Source organism: Muricoccus harenae, assembly GCF_009848505.1.
Lineage (GTDB): Bacteria > Pseudomonadota > Alphaproteobacteria > Acetobacterales > Acetobacteraceae > Roseomonas > Roseomonas harenae.
The window spans coordinates 89,756-105,144 of record NZ_WWDL01000020.1; the positions used below are offsets into that span (position 1 = coordinate 89,756).

The 15,389-nt window shown below is 68.9% G+C and carries 12 protein-coding genes; 7 read left to right on the forward strand and 5 right to left on the reverse strand.

Going from position 1 to position 15,389, the window contains the following annotated elements; translation table 11 throughout:
* Positions 1–63 precede the first annotated feature (63 nt).
* Both GSE44_RS15300 and GSE44_RS15305 read left to right on the forward strand, forming a co-directional pair.
* Entirely contained in the window at positions 64–1,299 is a 1,236-nt protein-coding gene (locus tag GSE44_RS15300; RefSeq protein ID WP_159349696.1) for a CaiB/BaiF CoA transferase family protein, read from the forward strand.
* A 191-nt stretch (positions 1,300–1,490) separates the two neighbouring features.
* Positions 1,491–2,168, forward strand: a complete 678-nt coding sequence (locus GSE44_RS15305; protein WP_159349697.1) for a Crp/Fnr family transcriptional regulator — start codon at positions 1,491–1,493, stop codon at positions 2,166–2,168.
* A 426-nt stretch (positions 2,169–2,594) separates the two neighbouring features.
* Here GSE44_RS15305 and GSE44_RS15310 read toward each other — a convergent pair whose 3' ends face one another.
* Positions 2,595–3,926 carry a tetratricopeptide repeat protein gene (locus GSE44_RS15310; protein WP_159349698.1) on the reverse strand — a complete coding sequence of 444 codons (1,332 nt, stop codon included), beginning with the start codon at positions 3,924–3,926 and terminating at the stop codon, positions 2,595–2,597.
* A 56-nt stretch (positions 3,927–3,982) separates the two neighbouring features.
* The gene (locus tag GSE44_RS15315) at positions 3,983–4,213 is read right to left on the reverse strand and encodes a DUF1127 domain-containing protein (RefSeq protein WP_159349699.1); all 231 of its coding nucleotides are present in this window, start codon (positions 4,211–4,213) and stop codon (positions 3,983–3,985) included.
* A 455-nt stretch (positions 4,214–4,668) separates the two neighbouring features.
* Between GSE44_RS15315 and GSE44_RS15320 the strand changes: the two genes are divergently transcribed.
* The 3 genes from GSE44_RS15320 to GSE44_RS15330 all read left to right on the forward strand — a co-directional run bounded on the left by GSE44_RS15320 (position 4,669) and on the right by GSE44_RS15330 (position 9,427).
* Complete coding sequence (locus GSE44_RS15320) at positions 4,669–5,886, forward strand: OmpA family protein (RefSeq protein ID WP_159349700.1); 1,218 nt, start codon at positions 4,669–4,671, stop codon at positions 5,884–5,886.
* On the forward strand, positions 5,880–7,586 hold the full coding sequence (locus GSE44_RS15325; protein WP_201306087.1) for a caspase family protein: 1,707 nt from the start codon (positions 5,880–5,882) through the stop codon (positions 7,584–7,586). Before GSE44_RS15320 ends, GSE44_RS15325 begins: the two co-directional genes overlap by 7 nt.
* 254 nt (positions 7,587–7,840) lie before the next feature.
* The gene (locus GSE44_RS15330; RefSeq protein WP_159349701.1) at positions 7,841–9,427 is read left to right on the forward strand and encodes a coiled-coil domain-containing protein; all 1,587 of its coding nucleotides are present in this window, start codon (positions 7,841–7,843) and stop codon (positions 9,425–9,427) included.
* 93 nt (positions 9,428–9,520) lie between these two features.
* On the opposite strand, the gene GSE44_RS15335 is transcribed toward GSE44_RS15330, so the two are convergent.
* Positions 9,521–11,566, reverse strand: coding sequence for a BTAD domain-containing putative transcriptional regulator (locus tag GSE44_RS15335; RefSeq protein ID WP_159349702.1), 2,046 nt, complete (start codon positions 11,564–11,566; stop codon positions 9,521–9,523).
* A gap of 211 nt (positions 11,567–11,777) precedes the next feature.
* Between GSE44_RS15335 and GSE44_RS15340 the strand changes: the two genes are divergently transcribed.
* A complete protein-coding gene (locus tag GSE44_RS15340; protein ID WP_159349703.1) occupies positions 11,778–12,017 on the forward strand; it encodes a hypothetical protein in 240 nt (79 codons plus the stop codon).
* Positions 12,018–12,034: 17 nt separating this feature from the next.
* Here the strand turns inward: GSE44_RS15340 and GSE44_RS15345 are convergent, their stop codons facing one another.
* Both GSE44_RS15345 and GSE44_RS15350 read right to left on the reverse strand, forming a co-directional pair.
* Positions 12,035–12,979: a hypothetical protein gene (locus tag GSE44_RS15345; RefSeq protein ID WP_159349704.1), complete on the reverse strand. Its 945-nt coding sequence runs from the start codon at positions 12,977–12,979 to the stop codon at positions 12,035–12,037.
* Between the two features lie 161 nt (positions 12,980–13,140).
* Entirely contained in the window at positions 13,141–13,359 is a 219-nt protein-coding gene (locus tag GSE44_RS15350; protein WP_159349705.1) for a hypothetical protein, read from the reverse strand.
* 901 nt (positions 13,360–14,260) lie between these two features.
* Here GSE44_RS15350 and GSE44_RS15355 point away from each other — a divergent pair.
* The gene (locus GSE44_RS15355; protein WP_159349706.1) at positions 14,261–14,467 is read left to right on the forward strand and encodes a cold-shock protein; all 207 of its coding nucleotides are present in this window, start codon (positions 14,261–14,263) and stop codon (positions 14,465–14,467) included.
* The last annotated feature ends 922 nt before the right edge of the window (positions 14,468–15,389 follow it).

The window sequence follows — 15,389 nt, forward strand, 5'->3', positions numbered from 1 at the left end:
CCTTGGCGCGGTTTCGCGCACAATGGCCATGGCCGGCAGAATCCCGGTGCAGCGAGGCAGAGAATGACGACCAGTTCCCATCCACTTCACCGCAGGCAGTACGATCCCTCGGCGCGCGGCGCGCTGGACGGGGTGCGGGTGGTGGACCTCGCCCGGCTGGTGGCGGGCAATCTTCTCACCAAGGTGCTGGCCGACCACGGCGCCGAGGTGGTGAAGGTCGAGCCGCCGGAGGGCGACACGCTGCGCGCCTGGAAGGTCCAGGGGATCGAGACCTCCTGGAAGACCTGGTGCCGCAACAAGAAGAGCATCTGCCTGGACCTGCGGAACCCGGAGGGGCAGGAGGTGGTCCGGCGCCTGGCCGCCGAGGCGCAGATCCTGGTGGAAAGCTTCCGCCCCGGCGTGCTGGAAGCCATGGGGCTGGCCCCCGAGACCCTGCTGGAGGCCAATCCGGCCCTGGTGATCCTGCGCGTGTCAGGGTGGGGCCAGACGGGCCCCTATCGCCACAAGCCGGGCTTCGGGACGCTGGTCGAGGGCTATTCCGGCTTCGCCGCCATCAACGGCTTCCCCGACCGCGAGCCGGTGCTGCCGCCCATGTTCATGGGCGACGCCTATGCCGGGCTGTACGGCTCCTCGGCCGCCCTGATCGCGCTGCGCCATGCCGAGGCGACCGGACAGGGGCAGGTGATCGACCTGTCGCTCTTCGATCCGATGCTGGCGATCCTTGAGCCGCAGGTGTCGAACTACGCCGTGACCGGCAAGCTGAAGCAGCGGACGGGCAGCCGCTCCACCAACACCGCGCCGCGCAATGCCTACCGCACGCGTGACGATGGCTGGGTATGCCTGTCCTCCTCGACTCAGAGCATGACGGAGAAGCTGTTCCGCTCCATCGGAAGGCCGGAGCTGATCCAGGACCCGCGCTTCCGCACCAATCCCGACCGACTGCGGAACTGGGAGGTGCTGCAGGACATCGTCGCCGGCTTCATCGCCGAGCGCAGCATGGAAGAGAACCTCGCGCATTTCGACGCGGCCGGCGTGACCATCGGCCCGATCAAGGATGCCGCCGGTCTGCTGGACGACCGCTTCGTGGCCGAGCGCGAATCCCTGATCGAAGTGCCCGACGCGGACATGCCGGGCGGCTGGCTGCCGATGCATGGAGAGGTGCCACGCCTGTCCGCCACGCCTGGCATCCTCGCCCGGCCGGCACCGAAGCTGGGCGAGCACAATGATGAAATCCTGTCGCCGCTGCTGGGCGATGCAGAGCTGGCGCGACTTCGCCAGGCAGGGGTGGTGCGAGGCTGAGCAGCGTCTGGCCGCACAGATCCGAGGCCGAAATTCGCCACTGGGTTGTGCGGCCGTGACATGGCGTATGTCGCTGCGGGCATCTGCTGCGATCATCGGCGGCACACGCCAGACGGGAGTGGCGCCAGGATGCTGGTGCCTGCGCGCACCGTGCTTGTTCCGGCCGCTTCACAAGCGCCATCCTCTCCTCCATGGCTGCCCTCGAAGAAACCCGCCGCCTGCTCGACCGGATCGCTTTCCTCGCCCTCACGCCCGCCTCGGCGAAGGATAGCCTCGCCGGAATTGCGCGCCCGGTGCGCTACGCGGCGGGTGAGGTCGTCTTCCGCCGGGGAGATCCCGGAGAAGGCATGCTGATCGTGCTGGACGGGCTGGTGCGCGTGCATCTCTCAACGGCCGCCGGGCGCGAACTCTCCCTGGGACTGGTCGGCGGCGGTGAACCGATCGGCGAGGTGGCGCTGGTGGATGGCGGCCCGCGCAGCGCCGATGCCACCGCGCTCACGCCCGTCTCGGCCCTCCTGCTGCGCCATGCAGATGCCGTCGCCCTCATCGCCGCGGATGCGGCGCTGGCTTCGGCGCTGCTGCGCACCCTGGCCGCGCGCCTGCGCCGGGCCACGGACCAGGTGGAGGCGGTCGGCCTGCGTGGCCTGCCGCAGCGTCTGGCGGCGACACTGCTGCAACTCTCGGCCATGGATCCGAGCGGGCTGGTGCGGCTGCCGCAAGGGCAGATCGCCGCACTGATCGCCGCGACGCGCCCAAAGGTGAATCTGGCACTGCACGAGTTCCGTGCCCGGGGCCTCATCGAACCGGCGCGGGCCGGCCTGCGCCTCATTGACCGGGACGGGTTGCGCGCCGTCGTCGAGGAGCGCTGACGCCGGCTGTGGTCCGGCACCCTGGCCGCCGCCCCTGGGCCGCTTCGAGCTGCGCGACCAGCCGTGCCGCAGGGCCGGTGCTGACCAGATCATCCAGCAGCAGATCCGCCGACGGCGCCAGGATACGGGGGGCGGCGCCCGCGAAGCGTGCCACTGCCTCCCCCGTCACGGTGGAGACTTCTCCGACACGGGCGCGGCCGTCCGGGGCGGCACCTGCCGGCCTGGGTGGCGCGATCAGAAGCAGGGGCAGGAAACGCCGGTGCAGGGCCATGTCGCCCTCATCTCCAGGAAGGATGCCGGGAGCCGATGGGCCCGGAACGCCCCTATGGGATGGCAGGGCGGCGCCCGCGCCGCCTTGCTTCCGTGATCGTCCCGGATCTGCCGCCGGGCCGCCCGCCGGGAACGAAATCCCGCCGAGCCTTCGCATCAGGCGGCCTTCGCCAGCCCCGTCTGCGCCCGCTGCGCAAGATGGAGCACGGACGGGGTATGCGGCTTCAGGTCCAGCCGTTCCGCCGTCAGCGCGGCCGCCAGCGAGGCCTGGCCATCACGCAGCGCCGCTTCCACCAGCGTCAGATCCAGCAGGTCGCGCTGTGCATGGCTGCCGCCGAAGCGATGGGCGATGTTGCGGATCGGGCGGAGCAGATCCACCGCGGCGGCATAGTCTTCCCGCGCGAAGGCCAGGAGGGCGCGCGTCGCAGGGGAGCCGACCTCGCGCGTGAAGACGGCGTTGTCGCCGGTTCCCGCCATGGCGCGTTCCTGCGCGCGGAGCAGCTCCCGCACCGCCCCGTCCCGGCCGGCACCGATGAAGGCCATGGCCGCGTGCAGGTCGTTGAAGGCGTAGATGCCGGCTGTGGCAAAGGGCTCCCACGCATCGGCCACGGCCTCCCAGCGATCCCCCACCGGGATGTTGCGCAGATGCAGGCGCCACAGCATGGCCGAGGCATCCACCATGTCGATGGCGATGTTCGAGCGGTGCCCGTAGATCGGCCCATCGAACAGGCGGAAAACCTCCTCCACCTCGCCGAGGTCGAGATGATACAGCGCCAGGTGCCACCAGTTGTGCACGGCGAAGAAGCTGTCCTTGGACCAGGCATCCGGATTGGCGCGCATCCAGGCGATGCCCTCACGCTCCCGGCCCTGCATCTCCAGCACATGCGCGACGGCGTGCTGCGCCCAGCCGTCGAGCGGCTCCAGCTCGATGGCTCGCCGGCCGGCCGTTTCGGCGCGCCCGTAAAGCCCCGTCTCCTCCAGCCCGAAGGCATGCATGCCGAGCATCGCGTGATAACCGGGCATGCCCTCCGACCAGCGCGGCAGCGCCCTGGCGATGCGGTCCCGCAGCATGCGGGAATCGCCCGTGAAGAAGTCGATCTGGTGCCCGACCTGCAGGGCCAGCATGTCCTGCGGATGCTCGGCGCTGATGTCCTCCAGGCAGCGTCCCGCGCCGCGCCAATCGCCCGCGACGAGCCGCCCGATGGCCGCCAGATGCCCGCGCTCGCGCTCGGTGGCGCGAAGAGGGAGAGCGGCTTCCAACGCCTCCCGCGCCACATCCATCCCGCCCGGCTCCGTGCTCAGCACATGCAGCCAGGCGCGCAGGGCATGGGCCATGACGAAGTCGGGGCTGGCCTGGAGCGCGGCATCCGCTGCGGCCACCGGATCGCCGCGATAGCATCGGAACTGCTGAAGGGCTTGCCCGAAGAGATCGCGTGCGGTGGCATCGGTACCGCTCAGGGCGTTTCCCCATTCGTCCTTCATGGACATGGTCGTCTCCCGCTTTGTTCTGTCGGTCGTATGCCGGCGAGTGGTCCCGCCGACGGTCAGGACAGCCAGAGCCGCTGCTCGGTCTCGAAGCGGAGCTGCTCGCAGCTCACCTCTCGGGTGACCCCGATGTCCTTCAGCATATGACCGTCGAGGCTGGAAAGCTCGTCCCTTGCATGGAGGCCCCCTAACCAGTTGGCGAGATGACTCGCCCAGAGGCTGCCCGTCGCGGCGGAAGCGGCGTCCAGCATCGGAAGGGCCTGCTCTCCGGCGGATGCGATCGTGTTCATGCGCGTGTTCCTGGATTGCGTTCGGTCCTGCCCGACCCGGCGGGCAGCGCGATGCCTTTGCCCCAGTTGCGGGGAGGCGCCTGTTCCCTCGGTGACAGGGCGTGAGCAGCCGGAGGAGTGGGCGGACCGCCGGCTGCGGCGATCGTCCATGCGTCGAAGCAGCCCTACACGCGGCGGCTGATGCACGCCGCGGGTCGCGCCCGCAGCGGCGCCATGGGCTGCCAGATGCCTTTCCAGGCCGAACCGTGCCGCCGCCACAGGGCTCGCGATCTTGTGCGGCCGGGCGGTCGTGCGAGCCGGCCTCTCGGCTTGCACCTTTTCCAGCCATTCCGGGGCTTTGCCCGTGTTTGACGCTTCGGAGCGTGCTGCGGAGGGGAGACCCGCAGGGCCGCAGTTTTGTTGACCCCTCAGGCCAATCGTGCTGCCATCGTAGCGATCCTTGGAGGGCACCCACGATGGCGCGCCTGAGACAAGGTCTGATCCTTCTTCTCACGCTGCTTGTCGCGGCATGTGCCGAGCAAGCGCCGGTGGTCAGCGTGCCCGCCGCCACCGTGGCTGCCGCACCGGCGCCCCCTCCACTGCCCCCTGTGGTGCCTTTCGACCAAGCCGTGCTGAACGCGGGCAACGCGGTGTTCACGGCGGCTGGTTCCGGCAATCGGCGGCGCGCGGTGGTGATCGACCCACTCGTGAACGGCGTCACCGGCGAGCAATCCGCCGGCACGAGGACATTGGCCGTGCGGCTCGAGGAACTGGCGCGGGAGCGCTACCCGCAATTCGATATCCAGCCGTTCAACGCAAGGACCGTCGCCGCCTCCCCGCTCGTGATGGTCGGCACCTTCACGCCGGTGAACGCGCAGAACCAGCCGACGGGAACGCGCGAGGCCTTCCGGTTCTGCCTGGTGCTCGCCGACCTGGGCACCGGCAGGACGGTGGCTAAGAGCGTGGCGCGCGCCGTGCCTGCCGGCGTGGACTCCACCCCGACGCGCGTCTTCGCGGAAAGCCCGGCCTGGACCGAGGATGCGGGCATCAAGGCCTATATCGATACGTGCCAGGCGACGCGCGTGGGTGATCCGATCCCGGCCACCTACCTGAACGGCATCATCGCCGCCGCGACCATCAACCAGGCCATGGAAGCCTATGATGCCGAGCGCTACCGCGAGGCGCTGGAGCTTTACGGCACGGCCCGTTCCACGCCGGGCGGCGAGCAGCTGCGCGTCTATAACGGCCTCTATCTCACCCATGCGCGGCTCGGCCAGCGGGAGCAGGCCGAGACGGCCTTCGGGGATCTCGTCGACTATGGGCTGCGGAACAACCGGCTGGCGGTGAAGCTGCTGTTCCGCGATGCCTCCACTGCTTTCGTCGCCGAGCCGCGGATCAGCGGCGACTACCCGATGTGGCTGCACCAGATCGCCCGGCGCAGCGCGCGTTCGGATGCCTGCCTACAGGTCACCGGCCATACCAGCGCCTCCGGCTCGGCCGCGCTGAACGACCGGCTTTCGGTGCTGCGGGCGGAATATGTGAAGGGGCGGCTGGAGCAGGAGGCGCCGACGCTGCGCGGCCGCGTGCTGGCGACCGGCGTCGCCGGTAGCCAGCCGCTGGTGGGCACCGGGGCAGACAATGCGAGTGACGCGCTGGATCGCCGGGTCGAGTTCAAGGTCATTCCGGCATGCTGATGGCGCGAGCTGCCCTGTTGCTGCTTGCCCTGGTCCTCAGCCCGATCGCCGCCGCTGAGGCAGATACGCAGATCTCGGGACGGCGGGTGGCGCTGGTGATCGGCAATGGCGGATACCGCCATGTCGACCGGTTGGCGAATGCCACGAATGACGCGCGGCTGATCGCCGGTACGCTGCAGAAGCTGGGCTTCACCCTGGTGGGCAATGGCCCTCAGCTCGATCTGGACCGGGCACGCCTGTCGGAACAGGTGCAGCAATTCGGCCGTGCCCTGGCCGGCGCCGATGTGGGGCTTTTCTACTTCTCCGGCCACGGGCTGCAGGTGCGGGGCGTCAACTGGCTGGTGCCCGTGGATGCGAATCCGAGCCGCCCGCAGGACCTGGATTTCCAGATGGTCGATGCGGACCTCGTGCTCCGGCAGATGGATGGCGCGGGGACGAAGCTGAACCTCGTGCTGCTGGACGCCTGCCGGAACAATCCCTTCACCATGCGCGGCCTGCGCTCGATGCAGGGCGGGCTCGCGGAGATGCGGGCTCCTGAGGGAACGCTGATCTCCTACGCCACCCAGCCCGGCAATGTCGCCATGGACGGAACGGGAGCGAACAGCCCCTATACCGCGGCGCTGGCGGAGGGGATGCAGCAACCGGGGCTCGATATCTTCCGGATCTTCAACCGTGTGGGGCTGCAGGTGAAGCGCAGCACGGGCGGCAGCCAGCAGCCCTGGGTGTCCACCTCCCCGATCGACGGCGAATTCTACTTCGCCGGCGTGGCCTCCTCCCCACCGCAGATCGCGCGGCCGGTCCTTCCGGCGGAGCCCATTCCGGCGCCGCAGACCGCGAGGCCTTCCCTTCCAGCAGCACCCATCCTGACGCCGCAGATCGCAATGCCGGTCCCGCCGGCAGAGCCCATCCCGACGCCGCAGCCCGCCGCTTCCGCCATGCCTGCCACCCCGGCCGAACGGCTGCTCGCCATGGCACGGGGGCAGCGTTGTTCCCTGCTGGATGTGAAGGCGACCGGTCCGCAGGTTGATGTGGTGGGGCTGGCACCGGCCGGCGCGGATTGGGACGGCTTCCGGCAGATGGGGGCTACACGTGGCCTCCGGATCGGCACCAGCCGCGTCGAATTGCTGCCGCCCTTCGCCTGCGAGCCCATCGAGGTGCTCGGAGAATCTGTGCGGGCAACGCGAGACGCCACGGGCAACCTCATGACGCTGTCGCCGCGCAAGGTCACGGCCGGCGGCACACTGACGGTGGCGCTGCAGGGTGCCGCAGGCCAGGCCATCGCCCTCGACCTCTTCGGGACCGACGGTATGGTGCAGCATGTGCCGGTTCGCCCCGTGGCGACCGGCAACGGGAATGTCCGTGTCTCGATCCCGCAGCCCGGCGGATCGCCGCCGGGACCGCGCCTGCTGACAGCGCTGGTCAGCCCGACCCCGCTGGAGCTGGGCAACCGGCCTTCCGTGGAACCCGCCAGCAGCTACTTGGCGGCGCTGCGTCCGCTGCTTCAGGCGGAGCTGGCGGTGCGGACGGATGTGGCAACCTATGAATTGCGGGCGGCGGTGACGGCTGTTGCTGCGCCGGCCCGGCCCGCGGCAGTGAGCCCGGCCCGGTCCGCGCGCTGCGCGACCATCCTGGAGAAGGCGCAGCTCGGCGAGACGCTGTCGGATGCGGAGCGCGCCCGGCTGCGGGCGGAATGCCGCTAGGCCGGGTTCCCATCCGGCGTGAGGGCCCCGGGGCGCCTCTCCGCGGAGCGGGTCACCCGGCCAGATCACCGGGTGCATGCCCCCCGCAGGGCGACACCAGCCGCGGTGTCGCCTGCGACGAGGTTGTGACCAAGGATTTTGTGACCGCTCTCATGTCACATCCCGGCAGCAAGCGGCCGGACATAGCTTGACCCGATCGAAGGAGACTGGGCGCAATGATGCGTTCTGAAGGCTGGGACGAGGGGATCTTTCGAATGTTTTTTCCACCGCGCTGGCCCCGTCCGGCCCTGCTGGCCCTGTATCCTGCCCTGCTGGCACCCTTGGCGGGCTGTGGCCTGACCATCGAGCGGACCAGCCGCGTCGCCTCCATCGAGCAGTCCCTGCAGGAATCCCAATCGCGCAGCGGCATTCTCCAGCAACGCGTAGCCGAGCTCGAGGCGACGCTGGAGGCCGAGCGCCGCGCGGCAGGTGATCTGGCCGCCCTTGAGCAGCGCCTGGCGCAGGCCGGGGCGTCGCTCGCGGCATCCCAGCGCGCGCGGACCGTGGCAGACCAGCAGGCGCGCGGCCTGCGCGAGCGCGTCAGGGCGGAGGAACGCGGCTTGGCCGGGCTGCAATCCGAGGCCGGGCAGTTGCAGCAGCTGTCCGAACAGAGAAAGGGCACGCTCTCCGAGACGGAGCGCAGCCTTGCCAGCCTGCAGGAGCAGGCCGGGGCGGCGGAACGGCGGCTCGCCGGGCTCCGCGACCAGTCGGCGGCGCAGGATGGACGGCTGGCCGCGCTGGGCGAGCGCATTGCGGCCGAGGAGCGGCGTCTCGCCGGGCTCCGCGAGGCCGTGGCCACCGAGGAGCGCCGCCTCGCGGACCAGCGCCAGCAGGGCGCCGCGGAGGACCAGCGGCTCGCCGGCCTTCGCGCGACCATCGAACAGGCGCAGCGTTCCTTGAGCGAACGCCAGCAGGCCGGTGCGGAGGCCGAGCGGCGCCTTGCCAGCCTGCGCCAGGACACGGCCAATGCGGAGCGCGACCTCGCTTCGCGCCGTTCGTCCCTGGCCGAGGCGGAGAGCCGCCTGTCCCGCACGAATCAGGCGGCGGAGGAGGCCACCACGCGCGTCCGCGGGCTGGAGACGCGTTCGGCGGAGCTGACCGGTTCCACCGGTGCGGCCGAACGGCGGCTGGGCGAGCTGCGCGGCGCGCTGGCGACGGCCGAGGCAACGCTGGCCGAACGCCAGGCCTCGGTGACGCAGGCGCAGTCGGAACTCACGCGCCTCACCGCGGCGCGCGACGATGCCGCCAACACGCTGCGCGGCCTGGAAGCCCGCAGCGCGGAACTGCGGACCTCCGTCGGCAATGCCGAGCGCCGGCTCGCCGAGCTGCGTGACGGCGCTTCCGCCGAGGAACGCCGCCTCCAGACGGCGCGTGCCCAGGCGCAGGCTGCCGAGGCGGATCTGGCGGCCCGGCGCGCGGCGTTGAGCGAGACCGAGGGTCGGCTCGCGGGTGCAAGCCGCGCGTCGGACGAGGCTGGTGGCCGCGTGCGGACCCTGGAAGCCCAGGCCCAGCAGATCTCCACGACGGTGGAGGATGCGCGGCAGGAACAGGCGCGGCTGCAGGAACAGGCACAGAGCCTGCGCAACGAGGTGAGAGGCCTGGAGCAGCGCCGGCAGGAACTTGGCGGGCAGATTGCCGAGGCGCAGTCCCGGCTCGAGCAGCAACGGCGGGAACTGTCTGAACTGGGAACGCAGCTTACGCGCGACCGGCAAAGCATTCAGCAACGGGTCGTCCCGACCTCCAGCACCAGCGCGGAGCAGCCTGCCTCCGGAAAGGTGCCGGAACCGGCGAGCAACCCGTGAAGAATGGACGACGCCCTCCCGCCGGCGTAGCGGGAGGGCGCCAGATACTCCATTCTGTCCTTCATCATCCGCCACAGCTTCCCGGCGGGCGGGTCACCCCATGGGAACGCCGGCGAGGGCGAGGCCCTCGCCATAGCGATCGCGATCCTCGGTGCGCTTGAACGGGTAGGTCCGCACGAATTCCCGGACCGTGAAGCCCGGCTCGCGGGTGAGGAGGCTCTGCAGGAAGGGCCGGGCTTCACGCCGCTGCCTTCTGTGGCCCATCGCGGCGAGGAGCGCCTTGTAGCCGTTGATGAAGTCCGGTGCCATTTGCACGGCCCGCGTGCCGATCTCGACCGCCCCTTCATAATCACCCGAGAACAGCCGGGTCATCGTGAACATTGGCTCGAAGATCGGCGCATGCGGGTGATGCGGCACCAGGCTGCGGTACTTCATCAGCCGGCGCTGCGCCTCGGCGGGGTCGCCCAGGTAGCAATGCGTTGGCGCGCTCAGGGCCCACATGGATGCCTGGTTCGGATTCATCGCCAGGGAGCGGTCCAGGAAATGAACGGCCGAGCTGAAGTCCTTGTGCAGGAAAGCGCAGACATGGCCGTAGATGCCAAACCCCTCCGCATTGTCGGGGTCCAGCCGCATCGCCAGGATCGCCAGCCGCTCCGCTTCCTTCAGCTCGGCGATCGGATCGCGCGCCCAGCCCTGGCCGGCATGGAACACATGCCACTGCGCTGCCCAGGCAGCGGGAACGGCGTTTTCCGGCTCGGCCACGACGGCCTCGGCCAGCAACTCGCCCGCCAGTTCAACGCGATCACGCCGCATGCTGTAGAGGAGAGGAATGGCCTTGAGGACGGCGGTGGTCGCATCCGTCCGGTTCCGCGTCGTGGGACGGCTGCCGGCAGCCGAAAGGATGGCGGGGTCCAGCCGCGCGACCAGCGCCTCGACGACATTGCCGTCCACGCCGCGCATGTCGACATGAAGGGGCACCCTGTCGCTCCAGACCGGCCGGATGACCTCCGACACGTCGAGGAGCGATGCCACGATGGTGCGGGACTCGATCCCGTCCCTGATGGAGCCATCGATGAGGTAGTCGAGCCCCGGCGCGGCATTCGCGTCGCGGCCGTGCAGGTGCCGCTCCCGCTCCGCCAATGTCATCGGGGAGATGATGTCGAAGCGGCGGAAGCGGGCCAGTTCCAGCGCCACTTCCCGGGCATAGGCAAGCGCGACTTCGGCCGATTCCGGTCCGAGCCCCGCGGCGGTGAACGGTAACACCCCGACTCGCAAAGGACGATCGGAGGGCGTCACGTCACACTCCCGCGGAGGCGCGGTGACGACCCGCAGCGACAAGCCCTGGCTCGCCCGGATACGCTGCGCTAGGTCGCGCGTGGCGGCAGAGGGCTCGACGTCGAGGCCGTTCCGCAGAGCGGCACGGCAGCGCTGATACTCCTGCAGCGCCCGTGTCCGGTCGCCACCATCGGCCAGGAGTTGCATGAGGGAACGCCACGCACCTTCATGCGTGTCGTCGACGGCCAGAAGCCGGCGGGCGGCGCGGATCGCCGCTTCGGACGCGCCAGGATCGGCGAGGCATCGGTCGAGAGCGGCCTCCCGCAGGGCGCGAAGCTGGTCGGCGGCCCTCGTCCGCTCTGTGGCCAGCCACTCGTCCCAGGCTTCGCCGAGTCCCTCCAGGCCTTCCATCAGGATGAGTGGCGAGGCGTCCGCTGTTCCGTCGGACGCCCCGGCATCCGACATTTCGCTTTCGTCGAGACGAAAGAAGTCAACCTCGCACCGGCTCGCATCCAGCCGCAGGTCATCACGGCCCGCGACGAACTGCCCCGCCGGCGCATCCTTGAACCCCACCGCCAGAGCGGAGACCGCCTTGCGAAGGCTCGCCCGCGCCTCGCCCTCGGCCGATCGCTCCCACAGCAAAGCGGCCAGCGCGCTCCGCTGCAGACTGCGGCCACGGGCGAGGGTGAGATAGGCGAGGAGCGCCTTGGCCCGCCGAGTCGGGAGCATTCGCTCCGAGCCATCGGCCGCCCACAGCCGGACCGGTCCCATGAGGGAGATGCGCACACACGCCTCCGTGCCCGGCAGCCGGGTGTCGATCCCGCGGCAGCCGATAAGCCCGCCCAGGTGCTCTTCTGCCTGCATGCCCATCGATCCAGTCTCTTACGTCGGGCTAATATTCTTTCATGCCCGGTTAGGACCACGAGGGGAAGTGGAAAACCTTTGCGCTTCCGGGGAGAGACCCGCTAACCGCTTCTGTACTCGCCTGCGGCGAGCGGATGAGCGAGGATCGTCGTTGAGCAGCCCGCCCCTTAGCGCGCGGGTGAAATGCGATCGGGAGGGGACGGGATGCGTCGTGCTGAGTAAAGTCGAGCGCGATCGCCTCGTCCGGGCCTTCCGACTTGAGATCGAGCGCCGGATCTCTCTCGAACCCGACCCAATCAGCTACCTGCATGCCTGCCGGGACGAGTTCATCGAGTTGGCCGCCGCCCTGATGCACGACGGGGACGACAGGCGCACCGCCCGAATCTTCGCCTCTGAACTCAGCGAGGCTGCCGACGGCCTTGAGGCCTTGGTGCGCCGGAGCCGGTGCTGACCGACGCCGCTCGACCTTCAGCCCCAGAAGCTGCGCGGCCTTGTCGGCCGTGACATCGCCGCGGCCACGAGAGCCCCGGGCATCGTTCGTCCCGCGCCCGCATCGGGCCAGGCTACGGCCTGCTCGGCACGTTCCGCCCATGGGCGGGATCGGTCGCGACTCGAAGCTGTTTCCTGCCGACCGGAACTTGGGGGCGCCGGGCAGGCTGGCGGGGGAGCAAGGATGCGGGCAATTCCGAGAGCAGTCAGCGGCTGACCGCCGGGAAGCTTCAGCTCATCAATTCCATAGTCGGCGCGGGACGGGGGTGCCACCTCGAGGCGCAGAATCGAGTGGGACTCCGGATCCCGCCGCGTCACGCGAACGATCTCGCTGGTCAGGTCGGTGCCATCGCTTCGCAGAAGGCGCAGGTCGGCCAGCCGCAAGCCGGCCGGGCATTGCGCGCCGATCCGGGAATCCGCCTCCCCGGCATGGTCGGCCGGGCGGTTCCGGCTGGTCAGATGCACGGCGCCGCGCACGGTGTTCCAGGGATTGAGCGGGTTGTACGACCCGGCACGGAACATGACGGAGAAGTCGTCAGAGCCGGGTGCGTCGCGGCAGAAGACGTCAGACTTCCAGAACAGGTCATCCGGCGAGACCTCCGGCCTCGCGAGCACATCGCGATAGAGGGAGACCACCGCGTCCGGCGCCTTTTCGGCGAGGGATGCCCAGTCCTCGAGCCGCTCGCAGGTGAAGGTGAGCCGGACGAGGCGGCCACCGGCACGCTGCCCGTGCCATTCGCAGCCGGGTTCCTGCTGCCGAAAGTGGACGGGCAGGCGAATGAATTGGTCCCCCGCCCGCTCATAAAGGCAGCTGAGGCCCAGCGTCTCGGCCAACAGCACGGCATGGTCCGGCGCAGGCGTGTCCAACTCCGCCAGCCGTTCGGAATGTGGGTTGGAACTGGAGGTGGCGACGACGGCCGCCATGCGAGCATCTCGCAGCGGGGCATGAGAAGCCACGCGCTCGCGCATCAGGCGCCTCGGTTTCCCGGGCCTGGAACGGCTTGCCATGGGGCTGAACCTTATGAGTTCGTATGGACCACTTGCGGGGCGATGGCCCGTCTAGCGGGACAGCGCGCTTCCGAAGGTCAACTCTCGGCCCCCTGGGACCGGCCTTTTGCCGCCAGCGCGTCGCGCACGGCATCCAGCAATTCGGCGGCGAGCAGCAGGCCGGTGCCTCTGGCATTGCCAGCCAGACGAATGATGGCAGCCTCTGCCGATGTGCGGCCGTCGAACGGCTCAGTTCCGGTACGGCCGTCTTGAGCCATCGTCCTGTCCTCGTCTGCCATTCCGCTGGAGCCGTCCATGCGGTCATCATGCTTCCGTTGGCATGGTTCCGTCGTTGTAACCGACGACCATGGGGAAGCAGCGCCGGGCCTGTCCGGCCCACCCCGTCAACTCAGAGGCTTTGGTGTCACTCAACTCAGCCTGCCATGCTGGTTCCTTGCGGTGAGCAAGGCGGCAGAGTCTCCGCTCGGTGCAGGTGCGAAACGCGCCCGCCCGACCTCTGGCAGAAGGCTAGATGGAGGCCTTGTAACCACCCGTGTAGACGCGGCCGGCGTCGGCGATCGCGGCAGGGATCGTGCGGACGACGGTCATCGGCGCGGGGGTCTGGGTCTTGGCCATCTCTGTCTCTTCCTGTTCGCTAGGCGGTGCGGCGGGAAGTTCCCGACGCCTTCCGACAGGGGGAAGAGGAGCACATGCTCGGGAAAGCACCGTACCTCTGCCGTTCCCACACCGTGAAATCGGATGGCCCGGGCGCGCGGCCCATCCTCCGGCAGGGGTGCAGCGGCCAGGTCCGGAAGGATTTCCAATGAACCCCACTTCGAGGCGGCTTCACCTACCCATCATGATCCCGGACAGAATTCCGGCATTGGCAGCAGGCATCACGCCCGCCGGCGTAGTGCTCCGATAAGATTTCGGCAGCAAAGCTGCACGTGAAGCCCAACTCAGGACAGGCCGAATTTTCAAGTCCGCCCGGCTGTTCTATTTCACTTCCTTCCAAGCCGAAGACCGACTTTTGGCGCAGGCGATAAAAATAATTGCATCTGAACCAATGACGCCCTATATCAGCGGGGTCAGGTTCGTTGTTTCGGTTTGCCTTCTCTAGCCCATTCATTTGGGTGTCGGGTTTGTTTCCGTTTCAAAGTGAAGATGATCCATTGAGCAATACTGCTCAGCGGCTTTTTGTTTGATCGGATACAAATCATGCCCGTCGGCACCGTTAAGTGGTTTAATGCGACCAAGGGTTTCGGCTTCATCCAGCCCGAGGACGGCTCCAAGGACGTCTTCCTGCACATCTCCGACGTTCAGCGCTCGGGCCTGCAGGAGCCGCGTGAGGGCGACAAGCTCGAGTACGAGATCCTTCAGGGCCAGCAGGGCAAGCAGTCCGCTGGTAACCTTCGCCAGGCTTGAGGGTTGAGCGGCGGCCTCCGCCGCTTCCCTAAACATCGTCGCAGCCCGCGCTGCGATCGGCTTCAAGCCCCGGCCGGAGAAATCCGGCCGGGGCTTTCTGCGTCTGCGCGCCCCTGCCCGTGCACCTCGGAGCAGCCCGACGGCAAGGCGGTGGTGCCGCTCCATCACGGGCACAAGATCCACGGTGGAGGGTCAAGAAAGCTGGGGCCGCGACACATAGTTTAGCGACGCGACCGAGAAAGCGGAGAATGAGGGGGGCCTCTCATCGGAGGCGCCCCATGCTCGACATTGGTGCCCGGCGACGGCGAGCGGCCTTACCAGCGACCCACCCGAGGCACCCGGCATGACCGGCGGTGCCGGTGCATGGCGGCGGCTGATGCCGGCGGAATTTCCTCCCTTGATCCCGCCACCGGTCCCGACCTTCGTCTTCACGCCCGGCTTCACCGATGTCGCTTGGCAGCGCCATCTGGTAGAGGCCTTGAGGTCGGCACGTGCAATGCACACGGCCGAGGTGGCCTCCAGACCGGATCACACCCTAGGCGGCCCAGCAGAGCCCGATCCTTATGCGAGGACGCTTGGCCGTCTCCTCGATGACCAGTTGGCCGAGGCTGGCGCGAGCCTTCCCCAGTCAGAAAAACTTCTTGCCGGCCTATGCCCGAACAAGGGTGCGGCAGAGGCCGAGGCGGCAGCAGGGCGCCAGGTCGAACCCACGCCGGAGGAGTGAGCACCAGGCGGCCGTCAACGGTGCGCAAGCCATCAACACCGCCGCCTGAAGCGCTGCCGCCAGGAGATGTCATACCAACCGCCTCAGGTTTTGACCTGCGCCCAGGGGCGGCGCGTAATGGAGGCGATCTGCTCGGGCGTGCTCATCAGCGTGGACCAGGCGTGACAGCATGCGTCGACAATGGCGTCGTAGCTTTCC